Below are 18,138 nucleotides of genomic sequence, written 5' to 3' on the forward strand. Positions count from 1 at the left end.
GTGGCTAATTTTTGGGGGAATGACATGAGCCAGCGACGGCGGGAGTTTTGGCTGATCGTAGCCATCACCTTTGTCGCTTTTGTGCTGCGGCTGTGGCAGTTGGGTCATTTGCCACCCGGCTGGCGCGATGATGAGCTGATCAACTCGCTGGTCATCTCCCAAAAGGTGCTGAATGGCGATTTGGCTGTTTACTACCCAGATGCATCTGGCCATGAAGCTCTATACCATGCGCTTAACGCCATCATGCTGGGTCTGTTTGGGGCAAACTGGGCAGGCGTTCGGCTGCTGTCTGCTTTTTTAGGGACGCTGGCTGTGCCGCTTACCTATAAAGTGGGACGGCAGCTTTTTGGCCGATGGGTAGGCATCACCGCTGCTGCTGGATTAACGGTGAGCTTTTGGGGGTTGATGTATGCTCGTTTTGGCCTGCGCCATGTGTTGATGCCGCTGCTGACGCTGGGGGCTTTTTACTTTTTTTGGCAAGGTTTCCAGAAGGGAGATCAGAGATTAGAGATTAGAGATTTTCGCGGTTCACTTTTTAATCTCCGATCTCCAATCTCCAATTACTTAATTACGGCCGTTTTTATGAGCCTTGGCTTTTACACTTACTTTGCCGGGCGGGGCGTGCCGTTGATTTTGCTGGCGTTTATGGGGGGGGTGTGGCTGCTGGCACGGCCGTATTTCTACAGCCATTGGCGCGGTTGGTTTGTCATGTTGGTGGGAACGGCCGTTCTCGCCATTCCGCTAATTCTCACCCTGCAAGCCCAGCCAGAGGCAGAAGGGCGGGTGGCTGAGCTTGCTGTGCCGTTGGTGGAGGCTCGTGCGGGCAACTTTGAACCGCTGCAAGAGTACGTCATCACCACGCTGGGCATGTTTCATGCCACGGGGGATGGTGAGTGGCTGTACAACATCCCCAATCGGCCGCTGTTTGGCGTGGTGGGTGCAATTTTCTTTTGGGGCGGCGTGCTGCTGGCATTAGTAGATAGCGTTCGGTTGCTCCTCGGCAGGTTGCGACGGAAAGCCATCGACCCGACGACACAGATGCGTGGGCTGGCCACGATCTTTTTACTGCTGTGGTGGCTGGCGGGGATTGCCCCGGCCTTTATCAGCGTGCCGCCAGCCAGCCTGGGACACACCATTTTGGCGCAGCCGGTGACTTATATTTTGGCGGCGTTGCCGATGGGGAGATTGGAAATTAGAGATTGGAGATTAAGCGCACAATCTCTAATCCCCAATCTCCAATCTCCGTTAGCAATTTTGATGGGGCTTTTGTTGGTTGGCAGCATTGCCGTGCGTGATTTGCCCGACTATTTCCAGCGTTGGCCGGAGCGGGGGATGGTGCGCTTTTTGTACCGAGCCGATATTCAAAATGTGGCGGATTATGTTAACCAAACACCAGAAATGACTGATTTTGGCGTGTCTGGCTTGCTGGCAGGGCCGTGGGATCGGCTGGCTTTGCAAATTGGTTTACATAATGATGACGATGTGCGCCCTCGCTGGTTTAATGCGGAGCGGGCCTTGCTGCTGAGTCCGCCGCTGAGTTTTGTGGGGTTCCCGGATACGGCCGTCTCCTACGAACCACTCGTAAATCCAGTTGCTCCACGCATAACGGCTGGCACCTATCTGCTGGCTCAAACAGAGGCGCAAATGCTGGCCGACCCGTCGAATGAGCGGATTTGCTTTATGAATGGGTTGTGTTGGTTAACGGCCGTTTACGATTCAGAAACCAACCGTCTGGAGCTGGGTTGGCAGGTGGGTGAAACCTTGCAACTTCCGCCGATACCGCTCATCAGTAATCCGCCGCCGCCGGGGGTGTACGCCGGGCCGCGCTTGCAGGTCTTTGCTCAACTGCTCGATGCCGAAGGCAACTTCTTAACCGGAGATGATGGTCTGTGGGTCGATCCGGTGACCTTGCAGCCAGGAGATACTTTTTTGCAGCAGCATTGGTTGAGTTTGCCGGAGGATGCGATTGGAGAAACGGCCGTCTTTGGCCTGTATGATCCCATGACGGGCGAACGTATCCTCACCACCGACGGCCGTGACCATTTGCGCCTGGAGATTCGGTAGAGACGTTGCATTGCAACGTCTCTACGAGGCTATTTTGGAGAAAGATGTGACAAAGCTAACTGCTTGGTACAAACAGCCGATTGCCTGGATTTTGCTGGCGTTTGTCACGTTTTCGTTTGCCTCTAGCGTCATTAACCCTTTGTTTGAATCCACCGATGAGCTGCGCCACTATCGCTTTGTGCAGCATATTGTGCAGCGACGCAGCTTGCCGGTGCAGGGTGAGGTGGGTTGCAGTGCGCAAGGGCATCATCCGCCGCTGTTTTACACGCTGGGGGCGATGGCCACATTTTGGGTAGAAACGGGCCAGCCTGTTTGCTCCCAGCCGGAGCAAAATCCATTTTGGCAGTACCGCTACTGGGAAGTGGGGGACGATAACAAGAACCAATATTTGCATACGGCTGCCGAAACGTTTCCGTGGACGGGTGAAGCATTGGCGGCACACCTTGTGCGTGGGCTGAACGTGTTGATTGGGGCGGGTGTGGTTTACCTGGCCTGGCTTTTGGGGCGAATGTTGTGGCCGAAACGGCCGTCTCTCGCCGTTGGTGCCGCCGCTTTTGTTGCCTTTAACCCCATGTTTGTGTACATGGCCGGATCGATTAACAATGATGTGATTGCTGCCCTGAGCGGTACGGCCGTTCTCTTGGCCAGTGTCAAGTTGGTGCAGTCAGAAACAGGGCTGTCCCGTTGCTGGGGGATTTGGCTGGGCATCCTCTTTGGCGTAGCGTTGCTCAGTAAATTTAATCTGGCAGCGGTGGCCTTGCTGATTGAAACGGCCGTTACCTGGACGGCGTGGCGCAAAAAGCAGTGGCGACTGTGGTGGGAAGTGAATTTGCTCATTGCTGGCTTTACACTGCTGCTGGCAGGTTGGTGGTTTGTGCGTAACCAACTTCTGTACGGCGAACCGACCGGCTTCCAGCGGCTAACAGAGCTGTGGGGCGTGCGCAATCCCACTGAGAGTTGGGGCGTTGCCATCTTTGAGCTGCCCTACACCTGGACCAGCCTGTGGGGCCGCTTTGGCTACGGGCAAGTCCCCTTGCCAGATAGTATTTACATTGGTTTGCGCTGGCTGGTGGGTATAGGTTTGTTGGGCTTGGGGCTGCGGTTCTTGCCGGCAGCCTGGTTAAGAGGGCGGTTATCACCCTTAAGTGAGAGCGGACTAGGCTTCTCATTACTTTTACTTGCCCTAAACGTCGCCCTCTTTTTTGCTGTCGTGTTCAACTACCTGCTTGTTAGCCCGGCCGGGGCGATGGGGCGCTTCTTCTTCCCGGCACTACCTGCCCTCGCGCTGCTCACCTTCTACGGTCTGGCCGCCTGGGTCGATCTTATCTGGCCGCCCGAACCAATCTCCAATCTCCAATCTCCGGTCTCCTTTCTAGCGATTGCGGTAAACGTGGGCATGGCCATCCTTACCATCGTGGCGATTTTTGGTTATTTGGCGGCGGCGTTTGCCAGACCCGAACCAGTTGCGGTGGATACGGCCGTTCCTAACCCCACCAACGTCCAATTCGACAGCTTCGCCATCCTGCGCGGCTATGAATTGGACGACACAACGTTACAGCCCGGCGGCACTCTCACTCTCGATTTGTATTGGGAAGTAATCGGCCAGCCGCCTGGCAACTTTTTGCTCTTTGTCCACCTGATTGACGAAGCAACCGGAACGCTGATTGCCCAGCGGGATACGCACCCCGGCCTGGGCAATTTCCCCAGCGGCCAATGGCGGCCTGGCGACCGCTTTGTCGATTCGATTCGCCTGCACGCCAGCGAGACAATGTACACGCCAGCAACGGCCGTACTCAGCATTGGTCTGTACGCACCGGGCGAAAACAGCTACCGGCTGGGCATTGCTGCTGAGGATGGCAGTTTTTTGGGCGACGCGCTGCCTTTAGGTGACATCGTCATTGCTGAACTGGACAACTGGCGTGAAGATGGCCAAACATTCCCCAATTTACTAAACCAAAACTTTTTCAACGATTTGCGCCTGATAGGTTATGAATACAGCCAGCGAGTATTGGCTCCTGGTGATTCATTAGCCGTGACGTTGTATTGGGAAGCATTGCGCGACGCGCCACCGGATTATTTGGTGCAGGTGGCGTTGTGTGAGCTGCCCTGTGCCGACTGGATGCCTGCGCTGCAAACTGCGGTGGCCCCGCCAGAATCTGCGCCCACAAACGGTTGGCAGGCGGGCAAAGTGGTGGTTGACACCCATGTTTTGCCCATCGATCCTAACTTGCCGCCCGGTTCTTACGGTATTCACGTCACTTTGATTGACGCCATGACCAAAGCACCTCAGAATATTATTGCCGAGGATGGACACTACATTGATGATCGCTTATTATTGTCAGACATCTGTGTTCAACCTTGATGCGAGGATGAAAACTGAGTGGCCTTCCGTATTGGGTAAAGTTGTGGGCTGCTGATTAACTGAAGTGATGATAGATAAACGGCCGTTATGAAGCGACAGTTGTTCCCGCAATCGTTCGGTCGTTAATAAATGTCAACGATTTTCCTCGCTTTTTTACACATTATCTGACAGGTTTTCTTATTTGTGACGGCGGAAAGAGTTAGCCAACTTCGGGTCGGTATGGTGGGCTTGTTGCTGCTTGTGAGTGGCATCATTTACCTTCTCCTGCCATTTTCGGCACTTCGCTGGGCACAAACCCCCTTTCTTGGTTTCTTTATAGACCCCAATCTCGTCATTAACGACTCTGGTGAACCAGACTGGCCTTCTCAGGGAGATGAGGCCTTGGTGGGCTATCCAGACAGGATTACGGCCGTAAACAGCCAACCGGTAGACAACATTCAAGCCTATTTAGCTGCACTGGCCGACAAAGCCCCAGGCGATGTTGTTGAGCTAACGCTCGTTCAGCCACCTGCTGGTAGCCGTGTAGAACCGAGCCACCTAGATGCTGAGCGCGTCGTAAGTCTGCCCGTTATTCCCTTTACCAATTTGGCATTGTGGAACCAATTTGGCCTCTTTTACCTAATTGGCTTTTTGTTGTTGGTCATTGGCATTTGGACATTTGTTGTCCGCCCACAAAGTGAGGCAGCGCAGGTTTTTGCCTTGTTTATGGCCTTTGCCGCATTAGCTGTAGGCAGCTTGTTTAATATGCTTACCACTCACCAATTTGGCCGGGTGTGGCTGCTGGCTCTTTCGCTGACGCCAGGATTTTGCATTTGGTTAACGGCCGTTTTCCCACACGAAATGAGCTTTGTAGACAGGTATCCACGCGGTCGTTGGCTCACGCTGCTGCCCGGTTTGGCCGCTGGCCTGTGGGCGCAGCTTTGGCTGTATGATGCAGTCGATCCATGGCACTACGCCATCCCCTGGCGCACACTGTTTTTTCTCAATGCTCTGGCCATCCTTATCTCGCTGCTGATGATGGCATTCCGTGGCTCTCGCTCGCCGTCGCCACTGGTGCGGCAGCAGGCTCGCATTGTGCTGGGTGGCAGCTTGCTGGCATTTACGCCGCTCATTCTCTTTTTCATTCCTGCTTCCCAAATGATGGATGTGGCCTGGCTACCGTCCGCCTTTTACTTGTCGCCGTTGGTGATTTATCCACTCGCAATTGCTTACACCATCATCCGTTACCGACTGCTCGATTTTGATTTGGTTTTGCGCCGTTCACTTTCTTATGGGGCTATGACCGGCTTGCTGCTGCTTGCTTTTCTGCTGTTGACTGTGGGGGTAACTAATACGTTTGGTGCCGTAACGGAAAATCCGGTACTGCTGTCTGTACTGGTCGTTATAATGGTGCTGCTGTTCAATCCGCTTCGTTCCAGATTGCAGGAGGCGATTGATCAGCTCTTTTTTGCCAAGCCTGTGGCGTTGGATAAGCTGCTGCGTGATTACAATCGGGAATTGACAACGGCCGTTAATACAGACCAGGTTGCCAAAAACTTGCTCAAATACGTTGCCTCCGGCGTGCCAGATGCTACCCCGCATCTATTTTTACCAGACGCCCAGATGAATTATTACAGCAGCTATGAAAATGGTGCCTCGGGGCGGCTCAATATGGAGTCGCCGCTGGTGGCCTATATGCGAGAAACAACCAGCCCCATTGATTTAACCGAGGCACGTGCCTGGCCTCAGCCTTTATCTGAACAGTCAGAAGCAGTAAACGCTTTGAATGCGGCCGTTTTGGTTCCCATCAATAACGGCCGTGAACTGCTCGGTTGGCTGTCCCTTTCCCCCAAGCAAAATCGTGACCATTTTCGGCAGGCAGAAATTAACTACATCAGTTCGTTGGTGGATCAATCATTGATTGGGCTAGAGCGGGCCAACGTCATTCGCCGCCTTGAGACGCGAGTGTCTGAGCTAGATATGCTCAGCCAATTCTCTCAGGCACTTAACTTCACGATTGATTTTGATGCCCTGCTTGAACTGGTGTTTATCAACTTCCAGCGACTGCTAGACATCAACGATTTTTATATTTCGCTGCGAGACAAAGCGACCAAGCAAATTTACACCGCCTTCTACCTGGAAAATGGTGAGCGGTACGAAGAGAAGGAAGGGCCAGATAGTGTGGTGACAGACCCTTCTATTCATCAGGTTATGAGCATGGGGCAGATGGTGGTGAAGGAGGATGAACACGGCCGTTCCTGGATAGCAGCCCCGCTCAACGTTGGTGCCGACACAATTGGGGCTATTCACACCTTCTACCGCGATCCCACACACAAAATACGAGCACGGCAGCAGCAGCTTTTTACCGTTTTTGCCGATAGAACAGCCGCTGCCCTAGAGCGCATTGAAACCAGCAAACAGTTGCAAGAACGCGCTGAGCAGTTGGAAATCATGAACAATGTCACCTTCTCGCTCGCCTCCATCAAAGAGCTGGATGCCTTGTTAGAGCTTATTCTGGATACCGCTATGGAATTGCTGGATACAGAAGCAGGAACCTTCATGATCTCCCGCGAAGAAGATGGCGAGCTGGAATTCAAAGTAGCACGAGGTCCATCTAGCGAGGGCTTGATTGGCCGTCGATTGCCATTAGGAGCTGGCTTGGCTGGAACGGCCGCACAATCCGGTCGTCCCATTTTGGTTAACCGCGTCAAAGACGACGCTCGTTGGTTCTCAGACGTCGATGCCGATTCTGATTTTAGCTCCGAATCCATCCTGACTGTGCCATTGGTGCGGCACAATACCGTCCTGGGTGTGTTGCAGGTGATCAATAAAAAGAGCCGAGCCGAGTTCAACAAGGAAGACCAAAGTTTGCTCCTGGCCTTTGCTGGGCAAGCTGTGGTGGCTATGGAAAATGCGCGTCTATTGGCCCAAACGGATGAAAAACTGCAAAAAAGCGTAGACGAACTGTTCCTGCTTCAGCAGCTAGATCGAGATTTAAGTACCACCCTAAACCTGGAAAATGTGCTGAACATTACCCTGGATCGGATGTTGAGTATTTACCAGGGGGATGCTGGTGCAATCGTTCTGGTTGATGAAGAAGGCGAGATGACTCGCAAAGTAACACGCGGGTATGAAGGCCAGGAACAGGAGCTTTCTAACAAGAAAAAATTGACGGCAAAATCTGGCTTGATCGGCCAGGTTATTGAAACAATGAAGCCGCATTATGCCCCAAATGTGATCGATGATGATAATTACATCATCGGTAATCCTAGCACGCTGTCTCAGATGACTTTGCCGTTTATCAATAAGCAGGAGCTGATTGGGGTTATAGCCATCGAAAGTGACAAAATTGACAACTATTCCGAGGATGAATTGCAAACGGCCGTGCGTATCACCAACCATGCTGCTGCCGCCATTGCCAACGCCGTCCTCTACGAAAAAGTAAATGAAGCCAATCAGGCTAAATCTGAATTTGTCTCTATGGTTTCACATGAGCTAAAAACCCCCATGACCTCCCTACGAGGGTACACTGATCTGCTCCTTTCTGGCATGACGGGTGATCTTTCGGATCAGCAGCAAAACTTCCTGGAAATCATGTCAGCCAATATTCGGCGCATGAGCCAGCAGATCCAAGACCTCACCGACATCTCCCGCATTGAAACTGGGCAGCTGCACATAGATCTGGCACCAATTTCCTTTGTCAATGTTATGAATGAAACCATGCAAACGGTCAAAGGCGTGTGTGATGAAAAAGGAATCCGCATTCATTTGGAACTGCCAGAAGAGCTACCGCCCATCATGGCAGACAAAGGGCGCATGGTGCAGGTTCTTACCAATTTGCTCAGTAACGCTTGCAAATATTCACCACCTAATGCTGATGTTTCATTAAGATTCATGCCTCGCCTGGTTCCCAACGAAGAAACGGGCGAAATGCAGCCAATGGTTTGCTGCTGTGTGAAAGATAATGGTTACGGGATTTCCTCAGAAGATCAAGAAAAATTGTTTACCAAATTCTTCCGTTCAGATGATCCCAATATTCGTCAGGCAAAGGGAACTGGCTTGGGATTATCAATTACCAAGGGGATTATTGAACTGCACGGCGGCAAAATTGGGGTAGAGAGTAAATTGGGCGAGGGCACTTCTTTCCAGTTTTCAATTCCTCAAGCGCAAGCATAAGCGAAGCAAACCTTGCTGTGGGGCTTAGATTTGCTAAAAATCGTTTGAATAATTTACATAAAAATCCTAATCAGCCAGTAACTTAAAAATAGGTAAATTGTCATTTAGTTCCATTGACATCACTACTTTGTACGTTATACTTGGAACATGGATGAGAAAGTAAAAAAATCATCAGTTGAGGCACCAACAAATTAGACTGCAGCGCACGCATTTTGCGTGCGTTTTTTGTTTCTATTAACCGAATTGAAGTCCCTAAAAACCTTATCATGCAGAGAGGAGTATAAAAATTATGGACTATGGAATGATTGGAAAGATTGAGAAATCTAAGTTCTATGCACAGGAGCCCGAACGGTTCAGTTTTGATTCTTTTAATGTTCGTCTTGAAGGGGATAGCGGTGGCTTGCACCACATTAAATATGAATCGGGCCAGTGGGATTGCGATTGCAGCTTTTTCCACACCCGTGGCTATTGCAGCCACACCATGGCGATTGAGCGCGTATTAGGCGAAATGCTTGGAACTCCCGCAGCTGCTTAACAATCGTTTCAGTAAATAAACCTAACCTTTTAGCCCGGCCTTATGGTCGGGCTTTTTTGTTATAATCCCCGGCTATAGATAATGCTTATGTAGGAGAGTGGCAGTGACTATTGGCGGTATTCAGTTTGATTTAAAGATTACGTTTCTCATCATTTTGGCCACCGTGGTGCCGATGCTGGATTATTACGGACACAAGTTCACCAGCGTCAAAGCATATGATCGGTTGATTTGGTATTTTGTGATTCCGATGTTGGTGATTGTGCTGCTGTTTCGGGAGCCAATGGCAGACTACGGGTTTAAGCTAGGTAAGTGGCAAACGGGGTTGGCCTGGACGGTGGGAGCCTGCACGGGAATGGCGGTTATTTTGTGGTTTCTGGCGCGCCAGCCGGGAATGCAAGCGTACTACGTGGCGCGTACCGGCGACCAATCGGTAGCTCGTATTATTTTCTTAAACGGCGTGGAGATGTTTGGTTGGGAGTTTATGTGGCGTGGCCTGCTGTTGTTTGCATTTGCACGTGCGTTTGGGCCGGGGGCGGCTATCTTTTTGCAGGCAGTGCCATTTGCGTTTATGCACCTGGGTAAACCAGAAGTGGAGTCTTTAAGCACCATTTTTGGTGGAGCGGGTTTTGGTTTTATTGCCTGGCAGTCTGAATCTTTTATTTATCCGTGGTTGATTCATTGGTTTATTTCTACATTTACGATGGTTATTGCTTCGCGTATGTAAGGCATGTTGGCACGTGAAGCGATAGCGCATGTTTGCAATAGTTTCGGCAAAAAGGTTTCATGGAAAAAGTAACGCTGGATATTTCTGATATTGCGCATGGTGGGAGCGGCATTGGCCGGGCGAGTCGTGGGCGCACAATTTTTGTGCCGCTGACGATACCGGGTGAAAAGGTGCGCGCGCAAATAGTGTCGCAAAAGAATAAGTACGCGCAAGCGGCATTGGTGCAGGTGTTAAAGGCGTCGCCAGAACGAACGGAGCCACATTGTCAGCACTTTGGGGCGTGTGGTGGCTGCCATTTTCAGCATATGTCTTATGAGGCACAGTTGGTTTCTAAGGAGGGTGTTGTGCGGGATCAGCTAGCGCGACTAGGTGGGTTTAAGCAGGCGAATGTGCAGCCTGTTTTACCAAATCCCGAGCGATGGGGATACCAGGTGGAGATGGTGTTGAGTCCGGTGGGAAACGGCCGTGTCGGATATTGGTCCCCCGTGCAGCGCGAAGTGATCCCTGTTGAAGAATGCCCTATTGCGCGGCCAGAGTTAATGGCACTGTTGCAAGATGTGGAGCTGGATTTGCCGGGTCTCCGTAAGCTGTCGCTGCGGGTGGGGGATGATGAGGCGTTGCTGGCGGCAATTGAAGTGGACGGGGTTGAACCGCCCCAATTGGAAGCAGATTTCCCCGTTTCGGTAGCGATTGTGCTGCCAGACAAAACGGCCGCTTCCCTCGTCGGTGATTTGTACTCTGTGCAGCAGATAAACGGCCGTGATTTTCGCGTATCGCCAGGAGTGGCCCTTACGCCGAGTCCGGCAGGGATGGCATTGGTCCTGCAAACGGTGCTGCGTTACGCGGCACTTACCGGCGAAGAAAATGTGATCGAGCTTTACAGCGGTGCGGGAACGCTCACCGCGTTTTTGGCGGAGCAGGCGGCTGAAATTGTAGCCATTGAGCGCAATCCTGATGCCGTCGCCGATCTGACGGTAAATTTGGATGATTTAGACAACGTGAACGTGTTCGAAGGCGCGGTAGAGGCTGTGCTCCCTCTGATGCCGGAAGGTGTAGAGCTGATGGTGGTGCATCCAGATGCCAGCGGACTATCCCGTAAGGCGGTAACGGCCGTTACCCGTGCCAAACCGCTCAAATTTATTTACGTGAGTTCCGATGTGGCTACGCTGGCGCGAGACGGCCGTTCATTGGCCAAAGCCGGGTATAAACTGGTTGAGGTGCAGCCGATTGACATGCAGCCGCAAACCTTTCATATTGAAACAGTTTCCTTGTGGGAACCTGAGTAAGCCGCAAACTTCGTATTCATTTGCCAAATTTTCGGCGGATTAACTATTCAGAATCGTCATCTTTGTCTCCCCCCTGCTGCGGAAAACGAAAGAATTGATCGGCCAGCGTCGTTGGTAGCCGAATCTCACCAAATTGCCGCTCGTAGTTGGCGATGTTTTGCGCCAATGCTTTTTGCAGCATTTTGGCGTGCATAGGGGACATGATGACGCGGGACTGTACGCGGCCACGCGGCATTCGGGGCAGCATTTGGGCGAAGTCCAGCACAATTTCGCCGGGAGTGTGGCTAATAAAAGCCAGATTGGCATAAACGGCCGTTAGCTCTTTGGGAATATCAATTGCAATGCGCTTTTGCCCTGGCTTGGGTGCGTTAGGTGCTGGTTGAGGTTTGGGTGTATCACTCATTTAAATCTCCATAAAAATTAAACAATCTACTGTTTCGCCCAACAAATGTTGACGGATAAACAGCTCAAAGCGAAACAGTTAATAAACAGAAGCAAACTTTCGCCAATTTTGACCATAAGAAATTTGCTTTTGTACTACTTGCTTTGACACGAATTTGTGCGGCGAGACACAAATTATAGAACAAGATCAGTTGCCTAAGATACTGCAACCGCGCCACTTTGAAAAATGACCATTTTGTGCCTCACTCTCACTGCGTGTAAAATATCGGCATTCCAGAGCAATGTTCAGAAGGTTAATTCACCAGGGGATCACTGTGGTAAACAAAAACAACATACTTTCCTATTTGATTGTTTTGTTTGTAGGTATCATTGTTGGGGCAGGGAGCGTAACGCTAGCGGGGCGCGTCCAGCCCGCGCCAATCGTTATTCAGCCACCACAACCGACAGCCGCCCCAGGCCCTACGTCCACACCGGGGCCGCTGCGTATTTTTGTGAACGGGGCTGTTGCCGCACCCGCTGTGTATGAGCTGCCACATGATGGCATTGTGCAAGATGCGATTGCGCGGGCGGGTGGCTTTATTGCTGAGGCAGACACGGCCGTTATCAATCTGGCCCACCCATTGCAGGAAGGCATGCAAATTTATGTACCCACACTGGCAGAAACGGCCGCACAGCCACCGATCATCTCTGAACCATTGGTGCGATCTGAAGGGGTTGATTTGGATGGTGGGGGAGAAACGGCCGTTACGAACGAAGGTGGTTTAGTTGACATAAATGAGGCAGGCGTCGCTGCCCTAGACACATTGCCCGGTATTGGTCCCAGCACAGCCGAAAAGATAGTAGAATACCGAGAAACAAACGGGCCATTTGTGTCCATCGACGAAATCATGAGCGTTTCTGGCATTGGCCCTGCAAAGTTTGAACAAATTCAACCTTTTATTACCGTAGGAGAATGAGAGTACCATTCCCATATGCCCCAAGAGACTTTTCTCACCGCCGCCACAGCGCGATTATTGAGCATCCCGTTTCGCCTTGTTAGACGGCCGTTTACACAGCCCCAAAAAGCCCTCATTTTGCACCCGTGCTGCCTCAGCCAGGTTTTGCTGGCTACGCCGCTGCTCTCTGTGCTAACCACCGCTTTCCCAAATGCCCGGTTCGATTGGGCCGTAAGCGAATGGGCCAGACCCGCCATCGCCAAAAATCCGCACATCACGGAGTTGATACCAACGGGAGCGTTGGGCGCGGCGCGGCTTTCTTTTACAGAGCTAAGAACGATAGCCGAGCAGTTAAGGCAAGGTCAATATGATACGTGCCTCATTCCGGGACGCTCGAGTTCGCTTGCTTGGCTAGCGTGGCAGGCGGGCATCCCCCAGCGAATTGGCGTGGCTTCCGGTGGGCGCGGTTTTGCCCACACGCTGGTGGCACCAGCCCGCACGGGCCAACAGCACGCTACCGATGTGTATCTGTCGCTGGCAGAGGCCTGTGGCGTAGATTTGCCCCCTGGCGAACGCCCGCCGATGGCGTTTTATCCAGCTGATGATGATCGAACGGCCGTTACCCAACGTCTGATTGATGATTTGGATTGGCTGGGGGATGTGCCGCTGGTGGTGATTCATCCAGGCGGCGGGGCTGGTTCCCTGTACGAAGATTCACTCAAACGGTGGCCCACCGAGCGGTTTGTGCTGCTGATTAATCATCTGGCGCGCAAACATGGGGCGCGTATTTTGCTGTTGGGCAGCCAGCATGACGTAGCACTCGCCGCCGCCATTGCCGGTATGACCTCAATAAAATGCGCCAATTGGGCAGGGCGCGTGACACTCGGGGAGCTGGGGGCATTGGGCGAAATTGCCAATCTTTATGTGGGGAATGATACTGGCCCGACGCACATCGCCGCCGCGGCCGGTTGCCCCACGCTGGCTATTTTTGGGCCTAGCAGCCCAGCCTTGTCGGCACCCTATTCACCCAAAGCCGACCGGGTGGTCACATTATGGAACAGTGAAGCGAGACGGCCGTTTACCTGGGAAGATGGTGTGACCGTATCACAAGCTAGCAAAGCGGCCGATCAGCTCCTTCGCCAAAAAAACTAGCACCTCTTTACTTTGATATTGCTGGCACATACAGGCGGAAAATTGTTATTTCCACTGCGCCAATGTCACATCGGCTCGATTGCGGCCGTTCCAATCCGCGTTGATCTGTAGCGAGACAAGCATTGCCGCCGCTGCCCGGTGTAGCTGGGTTTCCCGCATCCACCGCCGGGCTGGTCAGTTTTGGCGCGTGAAACGCTGCCCCATCGGCTGGTGTATCAATTCCGTTTAGATCGGGATCTAGCCCTTGCAAATCCCCAGCGGCCGTAAGGAAGGTGCAGCTTTGGTCATTGGCCAAATTGTACCCGCTGGAATTGAAGTTCCCCCCGCCGCCACAGGCCGTATTTCCAGAGACAGAAGAGATAATGCTGTTGCTCACGTTGACCGTGCCGCCATTGGCGAAAATGGACGTGCCGATGGTGAGGTGAATAGTGACATTGTTAAGCGTGGCCGTGCCGCTGTTGTTGTACAAGCCTGCTCCGTTGGCACCGTCGTTGCGGCTCAGGGTGCTGTTGGTGGCGGTCAGGGCACCTTCGTTGTAGATGCCCGCCCCGGTTTCGCCATCATTTTGCACAACGGTACTGTTGAGCAAGGTTGCTTGGCCACTGTTGAATATCCCGCCACCTGCCTGTGCGGCCACATTGCCACTGCCCAAATTGCTGTTGGTCACTTGCAAGAGGCCTTCGTTGTAAACGGCCGCACCATTGGCTGCTTCGTTGTTAGAAAAATTGGACGCCGTGATGGTCAGGTCGCCACTTGCGTCGTTATAAATACCACCCCCTGACTGCGTGACGATGTTTCTTTGCATAGTCGATAGGTTGTTTAAGGTCAGGGTGCCGTTGTTATAAATGCCGCCGCCGTCGGGGGCTTCATTATCGGTTAAGGTGAGATTATTGGCGGTGATCGTGCCATTGTTGTAAATGGCTCCACCAGAGTTTACGGCCGTATTTACCTGCATCGTCACATCGGTAAGGTTAACGCTGCTGCCGCTGCTGCCCACATACAGTGCCCCGCCATCGTTGGTGGCATCGTTGCTGCTCAACGACACATCAGTCAAGGTCAGGTTACCGTTGATGAGCAGAATGCCTGCGCCGTTGCTGCTGCCGCCATTTTGGATGGAAAAGTCGTTAAACGTAACAGTTTTGCTGCCGTTGGTGATGGTAACGGCCGTTCCTGAATCGGCGGCATCAATCTCTGTATTGTTCCCTTGAAGCGTAATTGCTTTGTTGTTGATAGTTACTGCCCCATACGTTTCCCGATTTACCGGGAAGGTGAGAATGTCACTATCGGATGCGGCATCAATCGCTGTTTGTAGATTATTGAAGTTGCAGCCGCCAGATAGGCAAACCGTCCAGACGGTGCCGCCAGCTTGGGATGGTTGCACGCCGAATTGGGCTGCCAGCAAAGCGATGAGCAAAGCCATGCAGATGGCCAGCCAGCGCTTTTTTATTTTTAATCGAATAGAAAGATCTGATTGCAACATAAAAAAACCTCCTTCCAAAAAGAGGAACAAGGACACGCACGATAAGATTTTGGCACTACCAAATAAAAAAGAATGCTTATTCCTTGGATGTTGGTGATGACGAAGACGGCCGTTTCTGCCAAAACAAGCCTTCTCACCCACGCGGTGCATCCTAGTTTGACAATGTTAAATTAGGCTCGTGAGAGCCAATATCAGTAAAATTTGAAAATGGAAAAGAAAAAACTTCACGGTTAGCCCAGTGGGGGCTAAATGAAGCAGCTATCGATAAATTGGGTGAGCGGCTTGACCAGTATCATGAACGTTATCGTTATTGGATGAAAACCAAGACACGCGATACCAGTGAATATGGCTATCATTACCTGAGTGGCTTGTTACGAATGGAGAGCAACCGGCATATCAGCGGGATTGCCCGTGTAGCGGGAATCCCCGAACAAAATCTGCAACAATTCATCGCCGATTCACCTTGGGCCGGGAACGATTTGATCGCCGTCCTGCAACAAGATATCAGCAGTTTGCCCCACTACCAGCAAGGCAGTGTCCTCATTGCTGATGAAAGTGCAGAGGAGAAGGCCGGTGATGGCAGCGCCGGCAGCAGTCGGCAGCACAATGGTCGCCTGGGAAAAGTTGACATGAGTCAGGTGGGTGTGTTTTTGGCCTTGGCCAAAGATGGCTACCGCACCTGGATTGATGGCGAACTGTACTTGCCAGAAAAATGGTTCACCCCGGCCTATGCGCGGCGACGCAACAAGCTAGCCATCCCCGCTGACCGGGAATTTCAGACCAAGATCGAACTGGTACTGGTCATGGTCAAGCGGGTCCTGGCCAATGGCGTCGCCTTTGACGCCTTTGACTGCGACAGCTTGTATGGCCGCAGCCACTGGTTGCGGGCTGAATTAGACCAGCTGTCCATCCAATACTTTGCCGATATTCCCTGCAACTTGTCGCTTTATCTGGAGAAACCTCAGGTCATCCGGGAACCAAAGCGCAAGCATGTCCAAATTACTGTGTTAGGCAGTCAGACCACACCTGAACAACTGGCATCGGCGTTCTCATTCACCGCCATCACCCTTCGTCCACATGAACGGGGCCATCTCACTGCCCAATTTGCCCGGCAACGGGTGTGGACCGTCAGTGAAGAGGGAAGTTGCCGCCAGGAATGGCTGCTGATCCGCCGCGCCAACGGTAAAGTTACTTATTCACTGAGCAATGCCCCGGCTGATATTCCTCTGGAGACAATGGCCCGGCACAAGTCGCATCGCTACTTCATCGAACGGGCCCAGCAGGACGCCAAATCGGAGTTGGGGTGGGATGAATTTCAGGCCCAGAAGTACCCTGCCTGGGTTCACCATCTCGCCTTGACCATCATGGCCAGTGCCTTCATCACCGAAACCTTGCTCGAGTGGACGGAGGCATATCCTCGTGACCCGGCTTTGTTGGCTGCCTACGAAACGGATACTTTGCCCAATTTATCGATTGTTAACGTTCGTACCTTGCTACGAGCCGCGTTGCCGTTGCCGCAGTTGTCGTCACGCCAGGCGGCTGAATTGGTTGTCAAACACTTGGATAATCGTACTCGCTCACGAAAGTCACGGCTTAGAAAGGCTCGTGGCCCGTGAATCTAACATTGTCAAACTAGTCAGCTTCACTTACGAGCGAAGTTACGACCTTGTACATCCACCAAGCAATTTCATCCATCGAAGTTTTGCTATCCACTATTATCTAACGAACCTTTAGATGTGCACCCTTGCGTGAAATTCAATAACAACGCTTTGCTGGACCTTAAAAGATTGAGCTTACGCATTCATCCTTAAATAGACAACAAAAGTCTTGGGTCTAATAATGTAAATTCCAGAGAGAACAAGACTTTTGTAGTCTTCACTGCGTAAGTCCTGAAGATTGAAAGATGTACCTATGGCATCGAAAAGTTGGCTCTGGTAAAATGATTGCCCTATCCTGATCGGCAACACCAAATAATTCAGCCCCAAAGCCATATTTCAGCTACAAAGGATTGGGAAACCACCAAGGGAAAAAGAGGCAAGGCGTGCAAAATAACAAAGAAACCATTTTGGAAGTCAAAGGGCTAAAAACGCAGTTTTTCACCGAGGCTGGCGTTGTTCGCGCTGTTGATGGCATTGATTTTCACGTCAAGCGGGGTGAAGTGCTGGGTGTTGTAGGGGAGTCTGGCTGTGGTAAAAGCGTTACCTCCCTCTCAATTATGCGGCTGGTCGGCCAGCCCGGAAAAATCGTGGAAGGCCAAATTGTCTTTGACAACGAAAATTTACTGAAATTGTCAGAATCCCAAATGATCAAAATCCGGGGTAATCGCATCTCGATGATTTTCCAACAGCCCCAAAGCTGCCTCAATCCCGTTTTTAGAATCGGTGATCAGCTATCAGAAGTTTTGTTTATTCATCAAGATTTAGGCAAAGAGGCCGGGCAAAAGCGCGCAATCCAGCTGCTTAACATCGTGGGCATTCCAGAGCCAGAATCGCGGGTGAATGCCTATCCGCATGAACTGTCTGGCGGTATGGCCCAGCGCGTGATGATTGCCATGGCCCTTGCCTGTGTGCCTGAACTGCTGATTGCCGATGAGCCAACGACCGCGTTGGATGTGACTATCCAGGCCCAAATTTTGGATCTCATGCGTAATCTGCGCTCAAAAATGGAAACGGCCATCATCCTCATTACGCACGATTTGGGGGTTGTAGCCGAGATGTGTGACCGGGTGGTGGTGATGTATGCCGGGCGTGTGGTGGAGGAAGCCCCGGTGGTAGAGCTGTTTGAATCGCCCAAGCATCCGTATACGGCCGCTCTTATTGGCTCCACGCCCGTGTTGGGTCAAGCCGAAAAGGAGCTGGTGACCATTCCCGGCTCAGTGCCTAACCTGATCGATTTACCCCAAGGATGCAAATTTGCCCCTCGCTGCATGGCCCGGATTGAACATGAATTAACACAATGCACCGAGCAAGAACCGGAGCTAACAACTGTTGCCCCGAATCGGCAGGTGCGCTGCTGGCTGTACGAAGAGGAATTGGAGCGTTAA

12 protein-coding genes are annotated in these 18,138 nt (G+C 51.9%); 10 read left to right on the forward strand and 2 right to left on the reverse strand.

The features are described from left to right. Window positions 1-24: 24 nt before the first annotated feature. From ACOQPU_RS20760 to ACOQPU_RS20785, 6 genes are all read left to right on the forward strand, one after another. Window positions 25-2,064 carry a glycosyltransferase family 39 protein gene (locus ACOQPU_RS20760; protein WP_420641746.1) on the forward strand — a complete coding sequence of 680 codons (2,040 nt, stop codon included), beginning with the start codon at window positions 25-27 and terminating at the stop codon, window positions 2,062-2,064. A gap of 46 nt (window positions 2,065-2,110) precedes the next feature. Then, complete coding sequence (locus ACOQPU_RS20765) at window positions 2,111-4,426, forward strand: ArnT family glycosyltransferase (protein ID WP_420641747.1); 2,316 nt, start codon at window positions 2,111-2,113, stop codon at window positions 4,424-4,426. A gap of 183 nt (window positions 4,427-4,609) precedes the next feature. After that, complete coding sequence (locus ACOQPU_RS20770; protein ID WP_420641748.1) at window positions 4,610-8,581, forward strand: GAF domain-containing protein; 3,972 nt, start codon at window positions 4,610-4,612, stop codon at window positions 8,579-8,581. A gap of 289 nt (window positions 8,582-8,870) precedes the next feature. Continuing rightward, window positions 8,871-9,116 carry an SWIM zinc finger family protein gene (locus tag ACOQPU_RS20775; RefSeq protein ID WP_420641749.1) on the forward strand — a complete coding sequence of 82 codons (246 nt, stop codon included), beginning with the start codon at window positions 8,871-8,873 and terminating at the stop codon, window positions 9,114-9,116. Between the two features lie 103 nt (window positions 9,117-9,219). Next, complete coding sequence (locus ACOQPU_RS20780) at window positions 9,220-9,840, forward strand: type II CAAX prenyl endopeptidase Rce1 family protein (protein WP_420641750.1); 621 nt, start codon at window positions 9,220-9,222, stop codon at window positions 9,838-9,840. Between the two features lie 59 nt (window positions 9,841-9,899). Next, a complete protein-coding gene (locus ACOQPU_RS20785) occupies window positions 9,900-11,126 on the forward strand; it encodes a class I SAM-dependent RNA methyltransferase (RefSeq protein ID WP_420641751.1) in 1,227 nt (408 codons plus the stop codon). A gap of 43 nt (window positions 11,127-11,169) precedes the next feature. On the opposite strand, the gene ACOQPU_RS20790 is transcribed toward ACOQPU_RS20785, so the two are convergent. After that, window positions 11,170-11,529 carry a DUF3467 domain-containing protein gene (locus ACOQPU_RS20790; protein WP_420641752.1) on the reverse strand — a complete coding sequence of 120 codons (360 nt, stop codon included), beginning with the start codon at window positions 11,527-11,529 and terminating at the stop codon, window positions 11,170-11,172. 313 nt (window positions 11,530-11,842) lie between these two features. Between ACOQPU_RS20790 and ACOQPU_RS20795 the strand changes: the two genes are divergently transcribed. Both ACOQPU_RS20795 and ACOQPU_RS20800 read left to right on the forward strand, forming a co-directional pair. Then, on the forward strand, window positions 11,843-12,484 hold the full coding sequence (locus ACOQPU_RS20795; RefSeq protein WP_420641753.1) for a helix-hairpin-helix domain-containing protein: 642 nt from the start codon (window positions 11,843-11,845) through the stop codon (window positions 12,482-12,484). Between the two features lie 15 nt (window positions 12,485-12,499). Beyond that, complete coding sequence (locus tag ACOQPU_RS20800; protein ID WP_420641754.1) at window positions 12,500-13,615, forward strand: glycosyltransferase family 9 protein; 1,116 nt, start codon at window positions 12,500-12,502, stop codon at window positions 13,613-13,615. A 7-nt stretch (window positions 13,616-13,622) separates the two neighbouring features. Here ACOQPU_RS20800 and ACOQPU_RS20805 read toward each other — a convergent pair whose 3' ends face one another. Beyond that, window positions 13,623-15,095, reverse strand: coding sequence for a choice-of-anchor Q domain-containing protein (locus ACOQPU_RS20805; RefSeq protein WP_420641755.1), 1,473 nt, complete (start codon window positions 15,093-15,095; stop codon window positions 13,623-13,625). 314 nt (window positions 15,096-15,409) lie between these two features. Between ACOQPU_RS20805 and ACOQPU_RS20810 the strand changes: the two genes are divergently transcribed. Both ACOQPU_RS20810 and ACOQPU_RS20815 read left to right on the forward strand, forming a co-directional pair. After that, window positions 15,410-16,711 (forward strand): IS701 family transposase, encoded by a 1,302-nt coding sequence (locus ACOQPU_RS20810; RefSeq protein WP_420641756.1) that lies wholly within the window; start codon window positions 15,410-15,412, stop codon window positions 16,709-16,711. A gap of 425 nt (window positions 16,712-17,136) precedes the next feature. Then, entirely contained in the window at window positions 17,137-18,138 is a 1,002-nt protein-coding gene (locus ACOQPU_RS20815; RefSeq protein WP_420641757.1) for an ABC transporter ATP-binding protein, read from the forward strand.

This window comes from Candidatus Leptofilum sp. (assembly GCF_965223285.1).
Classification (GTDB): domain Bacteria; phylum Chloroflexota; class Anaerolineae; order Promineifilales; family Promineifilaceae; genus Leptofilum.

Excerpts from the sequence above, each read along its gene's own strand:
- ACOQPU_RS20810 (WP_420641756.1), top strand. The coding sequence starts at position 15,410 with ATGAAAACCAAGACACGCGATACCAGTGAATATGGCTATCATTACCTG.
- ACOQPU_RS20800 (WP_420641754.1), top strand. The coding sequence starts at position 12,500 with ATGCCCCAAGAGACTTTTCTCACCGCCGCCACAGCGCGATTATTGAGC.
- ACOQPU_RS20785 (WP_420641751.1), top strand. The coding sequence starts at position 9,900 with ATGGAAAAAGTAACGCTGGATATTTCTGATATTGCGCATGGTGGGAGC.
- ACOQPU_RS20805 (WP_420641755.1), bottom strand. The coding sequence starts at position 15,095 with ATGTTGCAATCAGATCTTTCTATTCGATTAAAAATAAAAAAGCGCTGG.
- ACOQPU_RS20775 (WP_420641749.1), top strand. The coding sequence starts at position 8,871 with ATGGACTATGGAATGATTGGAAAGATTGAGAAATCTAAGTTCTATGCA.
- ACOQPU_RS20760 (WP_420641746.1), top strand. The coding sequence starts at position 25 with ATGAGCCAGCGACGGCGGGAGTTTTGGCTGATCGTAGCCATCACCTTT.
- ACOQPU_RS20790 (WP_420641752.1), bottom strand. The coding sequence starts at position 11,529 with ATGAGTGATACACCCAAACCTCAACCAGCACCTAACGCACCCAAGCCA.